This is a genomic window from Rufibacter sp. XAAS-G3-1, from assembly GCF_013623775.1.
Taxonomy (GTDB): Bacteria; Bacteroidota; Bacteroidia; order Cytophagales; family Hymenobacteraceae; genus Nibribacter.
On sequence record NZ_JABFAM010000003.1, the window covers coordinates 424451 to 431241 of the forward strand.

Annotated in this window: 5 protein-coding genes and 1 pseudogene; all 6 read left to right on the forward strand. The window is 44.9% G+C overall.

The window, feature by feature from the left end; all coding sequences use genetic code 11:
- The first annotated feature begins 4 nt into the window (after positions 1 to 4).
- Complete coding sequence (gene rimM, locus HHO50_RS02565; protein ID WP_181304436.1) at positions 5 to 598, forward strand: ribosome maturation factor RimM; 594 nt, start codon at positions 5 to 7, stop codon at positions 596 to 598.
- A complete protein-coding gene (trmD, locus tag HHO50_RS02570) occupies positions 585 to 1274 on the forward strand; it encodes a tRNA (guanosine(37)-N1)-methyltransferase TrmD (protein ID WP_181304437.1) in 690 nt (229 codons plus the stop codon). Before rimM ends, trmD begins: the two co-directional genes overlap by 14 nt.
- Before the next feature lie 81 nt (positions 1275 to 1355).
- The gene (rplS, locus tag HHO50_RS02575; RefSeq protein ID WP_181304438.1) at positions 1356 to 1709 is read left to right on the forward strand and encodes a 50S ribosomal protein L19; all 354 of its coding nucleotides are present in this window, start codon (positions 1356 to 1358) and stop codon (positions 1707 to 1709) included.
- A gap of 1803 nt (positions 1710 to 3512) precedes the next feature.
- Complete coding sequence (locus tag HHO50_RS02580; RefSeq protein WP_181304439.1) at positions 3513 to 3986, forward strand: hypothetical protein; 474 nt, start codon at positions 3513 to 3515, stop codon at positions 3984 to 3986.
- Positions 3987 to 4250: 264 nt separating this feature from the next.
- Positions 4251 to 5570 (forward strand): annotated as a pseudogene (locus tag HHO50_RS21475) (Ig-like domain-containing protein); the annotation flags it as partial.
- Positions 5571 to 5576: 6 nt separating this feature from the next.
- Positions 5577 to 6791, forward strand: a 1215-nt coding sequence (locus HHO50_RS21180; RefSeq protein ID WP_255478556.1) for a PA14 domain-containing protein, incomplete at its 3' end; no start/stop codon positions are given.

Below are 6791 nucleotides of genomic sequence, written 5' to 3' on the forward strand. Positions count from 1 at the left end.
AGCCATGACGTTAGACGCCTGCTTCCAGCTGGGGTACATAATGAAGACGCATGGCACCAAAGGCCAGGTAGTCGCGTTTTTTGACGTGGACTTTCCGGAAGAGTACGATGAATTGGAATCAGTTTTCCTGTTAATCAACGGGAAGCTGGTTCCTTTTTTCATTGATGACCTCAACCCCCAGGACAAAGGCCGCAGCATCCTCAAGTTTGAGGACGTGAAAACCGTAGCCGATGCCGAGAAACTCAAAGGCACTGCCATTTACTTGCCGCTCAACCAACTTCCAGAGTTGGAAGAAGACCAGTTCTACTTCCATGAGGTGATTGGCTACCTGGTAGTAGATGAACAACTTGGCGAATTGGGCACAGTGCAGACTTTCTTTGACTTGCCTAACCAGGATCTGCTGGCCATGGACTACCAGGGCCACGAAGTACTGATTCCGGTGCAGGACGAGATCATTCTACGCACGAACAAAGACGAGCGCAAACTCTACGTGAACCTGCCAGAGGGCCTGCTGGAAGTCTACACCCAACCCTCTAACCGCCAGTTAGAGGAACCGCCCCTGAACGGCGAGGAGGACGAGGACGATGACACGGTTTGACATCATCACCTGCCAGCCCCACCTGCTCACCGGCCCTTTTGACCATTCCATCTTAAAGCGGGCGCAGGACAAAGGCCTGGTAGAAGTACACCTGCACGACCTCCGGAAATACGCCATCAACAAGCACGGCCAGATTGACGACTACGCCTTTGGCGGCGGCGCCGGCATGGTGCTCATGGTAGAACCCATTGCCAAATGCATACGGGAACTGCAAGCAACCCGCAGCTATGATGCCGTGATTTACATGACCCCAGACGGCCAGACGCTGAACCAGCCCATGGCCAACCGGTTGTCCATGCTGCAGAACATCATCCTTCTGTGTGGCCACTACAAAGGTGTGGATCAGCGCGTGCGCGATATGTTTGTGACCCACGAGATCAGCATTGGGGACTACGTATTGTCGGGCGGTGAACTGGCGGCGGCGGTCTTGGCAGACTCGCTCATAAGGTTGATTCCGGGCGTGTTGAATGACGAGAGCAGTGCGCTCTCAGACTCGTTCCAGGACAACCTGTTGGCACCGCCCGTGTACTCGCGTCCCGCTGATTTTGAAGGACATACCGTGCCAGACATCCTCCTCTCGGGCAACACGCCCAAGGTAGAAGAGTGGCGCTTTGAGCAAGCCGTACAGCGTACCCAGCAACTACGCCCCGATTTGTTGCGCGAGGAAAAAATTTAGAAGTTTTAACTTACAATTCAAAAAATAACGTCTATATTTGCACTCCGAATTTTGCAGATAAAAAGACACTATATTATAGTCATGAGCGATTTAATTAAATTAGTAGAGCAGGAATACACAGAGAAACGTGCCTCAATTCCTACTTTTGCTGCTGGCGACACAGTGAATATTCACGTGAAAATCCGTGAAGGTAACAAAGAGCGTATCCAGCAATTCCAAGGCGTGGTATTGCAACGCAGAAACTCCGGTGCCAGCGAGACTTTCACTGTAAGAAAAGTGTCTAACCAAATCGGAACTGAGCGTATTTTCCCGCTTCTTTCTCCAAACATTGACAAAATCGAGGTTATCCGCAGAGGTAAAGTAAGAAGAGCCCGTCTGTTCTACCTGAGAGGCCTTTCTGGTAAAGCCGCCCGTATCAAAGAAAAAAGAAGCTAAGTGACTGGACAAAAATAACACTATCTTCTTGTCATATTGGAAGGATCTCAGTAGCAAACGGAAATGGCGTTTATTTACAGCATTTCCAGTTCGCCCACAAGATCCTTGTAGGATGACAAAATAGATAGTCTAATTTGCCCTCCTACTTAATACCAACTGGAATAAGTTACTCCATAGTTTTAGTATTGAAAAAGCCGATCTCGACGAGGTCGGCTTTTTTGTTGCCATTACAGTTTTAGAGCATGTTTAAATTTCATCTTTGCGCTACAAACGGCCATAAAAAGAACCTGTGTTCGCCTTTTCCTGACAATTTTCGCCAGCAAACCTGAAATTTAAACAAGCTCTTAGAATAAGAACCAACACAATAGTTGTGTCTTAGCAAACCAATAAGAACGAAAACCAGAGAAGCACAGCTAAGTTTGCCATCCTTTAGCCTATGGAACAAGCAAGGGCAAAGAATATCTCTTCCCTGAACATGTGAGCATAAGCCCCATCATAGATATGGATTAAGCAATATCTATGATAATCAACTAAAAGATCATTATCATAGATATTCCCTACGTAAGTTCAAGAAGCAACTTACTCCAAAGCTAATAGCAATGTGTAAGATTAAGATTGACTTTTTAATCCGAAGAGGCAGAGGGCTGTAATTGAACGTTAGCATTCATTAGGTGCACCAACAGTGAGGATAAGGAATTACCCTGTAATCGTATTGAGAGGCGTTTGCAGTCCTTAATTGTTGCGATCGATTAGCCTTATCCTCCAAAGTGCATTTCATTCTCTGAGAATAGACTACAGCTCCAGTGCTTAGTATTGAAGCTAGATTTGTTTTCTTTTCAATAAAGCATCAAGACTACAGAATGCAGATCATTTTGAGGAGCCACATATATAACCTCATCAAGTGTGCTCCTTCAAAAAGCTTAACTTCAGGTGCTATCAGCCTGCTTCTCTTACCTACTTATAGGTATTTTTACCGAAAACACCAAGATACCATAAATAAAATATAAATAATTATTGCAATAATTAAACGAAATTATACATTTGCCCTACCTGACAGCACTACCCCCCAAAAGTTGTTAACTACAGAGAATGGTATAGACAAGTTTAAATTCACTTGTTTTTTCGAATGCATGCAAATGCTTTAGCATACCCCTCGTGCTCCTTTGATTAGGAAACAAACGTTCTGGCACATCAAATTAAGATCTCTATTAAAACCTATGAGTCTATCTTTCAAAAGCTTCACCATATTGGTTAATCATTATTAATCAACTTTCTATTTTCATAGGTGATGTTTAGGGGAGCATACAAGCAACTAAGCATAAAATAATGTTGAGTTGCCATTTACATGATAGTCTTTCGGTAAGTCACAGCTAACATGATTTTCACGGTATTTATTCTTAGAATTAAAAATAAATACCGTGGATCTTAGCTAGGTAACCCTTTATTTCCTCAAAGCCATCAATTCACAATTTTAGATAAACTATTGCTTATATACTACTATTAAAAGTCTTGACACTAGTTTTATTTAAATCAGCATACATATCCTAAATTATAAACGCTAAAGTTATCAGTGTTTTAGGCAGCGTTACTTAGGCACTTAGAACACATCACTATCATAAAATTTAGTTTAAACAACAAAGCTTTTACGACATTTACTACAAGAATGATATTACATTATTAAAGACAATTAACAACATAGTTAAGGCAAGCAATTATCATGAACCCCGTCACAATCTACACATCACAGTAGATTATTTTATCAATTTGTTGCAAACATCTAAAACCATTACCAAATAAAATAAGATGAATAAAGCAAAAGCCACATCTCGCATTAATTACTTCATTCTATGTCTCTCACCCATTTTATTGATTCTTATTCTATTCGTATCAGCATTTGCTTTTAATCCTAATAAAGCAAATATAGATCCAAGTGCTACTAAATGGGTTTTTCACTCAGAAGTAAAAGGCGTAAAGATTTACTATCAGATTAATACCTGCGAGAAGCAAAGCGTAGTGTTTTTGAAATTCAATAATACAAACAGCAAAAAAGTTTCAGTAACATGGAAAGAAGCTTTTTACACGAAACAAGTACCTGAAGAAAAAGACAGCCATAAAGGAACCAAGCAACTCACGCTACCTCCGGGAGAAACATCTCAATCTGATTGCAGTGCCGTTAGGATAAAAGAGTGCATAACTTTTTCTCATGAAGCTATACCTACTTATATAGCTGATATTACTGAATTCAAAATAAAAGACATTCACGTCACTACTCCTTAATTATTCAATCCAGCTTAATCAACACATTTAAATTTATGTTAAACATTAATCTTAAGAAGCACTATGAAACATTTTACAAAACTATTCTTATGGCTGAGGTTGCTAAGCCTAATTATATTGCTTTTAGGAGTTTCTATCTCCACTAATGCCCAAACTCCCGCCCCAGATAGTAAAGGGCGTGACTTTTGGATTACTTTTCCTGCGAATTATGAAGGAGAAAGCACACTCACTCTATTTATAACCGGAGACATGGCTACAACTGGGATGGTATCCATCCCAGGACTAAACTTTTCCACTAACTTTTCGGTAACACCAGGTGTTATTACGTCTGTTGTTTTGCCTTCAGATGCACAATTGGCTACATCTAATGTGATAGAAAATAAAGGTATACATATAACAGCACAGCAAGAGATTACTGTATATGGATTAAATAGAATACAGTTCACAACTGATGCTCTTTTAGCATTACCAACAGATATACTTGGCACCGAATACATTAATTTAGGTTACCAAGGTAGCGGCACCCAATTAGGAATTGTTGGAACTGTAAATGGCACTATGGTTACCATCACTCCCTCTGTTACTACAGGGACTCGAACGGCTGGAGTCCCGTATAGGATTACCTTAAATCAAGGACAAACTTATCTTCTCAGAAACAATTCAGGATCAAATGATTTAAGTGGTACGATTATTAGCTCTACAAATCCCATTGCGGTATTTGGAAGTCACAATTGCGCAAACATTCCACCTGGTTATTTTGCCTGCGACTATGTAGTAGAACAATTGCCGCCAGTCACTGCATGGGGTAAACAGTTCGTAACCGTACCTTTAGCCACTAGGCGCAACGGTGATACATTTAGAATTCTTGCTTCTGTAAATAATACCCAGGTAACAGTGAATGGTTCAGTAATCGCAAACATAAATAGAGGACAATTACATGAGCTTATAATTGATGGCCCAGCTGTCATCTTGGCTAATGAACCAGTACTGGTAGCACAATACTCTAACGGTTCAAGCTTTGACAATGTAACTTCAGATCCGTTTATGATGCTTATACCGCCTTATGAGCAATTTTTGGGTAGTTACACGGTTGCAACTCCAGCAACTGGTTTTAGTGCAAACTTCATTAACGTAGTAGCCCCCACTTCGGCCGTTGGTTCTATCCAACACAACGGGACAGTTATTCCAGCTTCTAGTTTTACTGCCATTGGAAGCAGTGGTTTCTCTGGAGCACAATTAACCATTAGTGCAGGTACTCATAATCTAACTGGCGGTGGCTTACCATTTGGTGCTTTTGTGTATGGTTTTGACTCTTATGATTCTTATGGCTATCCTGGAGGACAGTCTTTAGCACCAGTTGCTACGGTAAGAACCATTACCATCAACTTACAAGGAGGCTCTACCGCCACTGTGGGTACAGAACATTGTATGGTGGCTACCGCAACCGATCAGAATGGAGACCCTGTAGCTGGTGTTAGAGTAGATTTTGCCATAACTGGTGCTAATGCTCAAACAGGTTTTGCCACTACTAATACTAGTGGGCAGGCGCAATTCTGTTACACCGGAAATAATTCGGGCACAGATAATATTATGGCTTCATCAGGTACAGTTACTGCTAATGCCTCCATAACATGGGTCAACAAGAAGATTCAGACTATTCATTTTGATCCTATCGCGAACAAGAATGTAGGGGATGCGCCTTTTACAATAAGTGCCACCGCAAACTCGGGTTTACCAGTAACCTTTACTATTCTTTCTGGCCCAGCATCCATCAGCGGCAATACAATAACGCTAACCGGAATGGAGGGAGGAGTTGTTGTGCAAGCAATGCAAGCAGGTAATGGGGAATATGCGGCAGCCAGTCCAGTCATCCAAAGATTTATGGTAAGAGGTAGTGACACTCCCGTTGCTTGCTCAAATACCGGCGGCATCACCTATGAGTTCTGGGCGAACGTGTCTGACCGGCGCGTGGAGGTGGAGCAGATCCCCACCCACCTGGCACCCACCAGCACCAGCACGCTGACCTCCTTCTCCGCGCCAACCGATGTGGCCGAGAACTACTTCGCCCGCGTGCGGGGCTACCTCTGCGTGCCGATGACGGGCATGTACCGCTTCCACCTGTCCGCCGACGACCGGGCAGAGCTCCAGCTGAGCACCGACGACAACCCGGCCAACAAGCGCCGCATCGCCTTCCTGCGGGCGGCCGTGCCAGCCGGCGTCTACACCAGCACCCCCACCCAGCAGTCGGGAATGATCATGCTCCAGGCCGGGCAGCGCTACTACATAGAGGCGGTGCTGCGCGAGTTCCAGTTCAGGGATCACCTAACCGTCGCCTGGAGCAGGCCTGACGGCGTGATGGAGACCATCCCTAGCACCAGCCTCATTCCATACACTCCACCACAAGTGGCTTGTCCTGGCTCCGGTTCCATCACCTATGAGTACTGGGCGAATGTGTCTGACCGGCGCGTGGAGGTGGAGCAGATCCCCACCCACCTGGCACCCACCAGCACCAGCACGCTGACCTCCTTCTCCGCGCCAACCGATGTGGCCGAGAACTACTTCGCCCGCGTGCGGGGCTACCTCTGCGTGCCGATGACGGGCATGTACCGCTTCCACCTGTCCGCCGACGACCGGGCAGAGCTCCAGCTGAGCACCGACGACAACCCGGCCAACAAGCGCCGCATCGCCTTCCTGCGGGCGGCCGTGCCAGCCGGCGTCTACACCAGCACCCCCACCCAGCAGTCGGGAATGATCATGCTCCAGGCCGGGCAGCGCTACTACATAGAGGCGGTGCTGCGCGAGTTC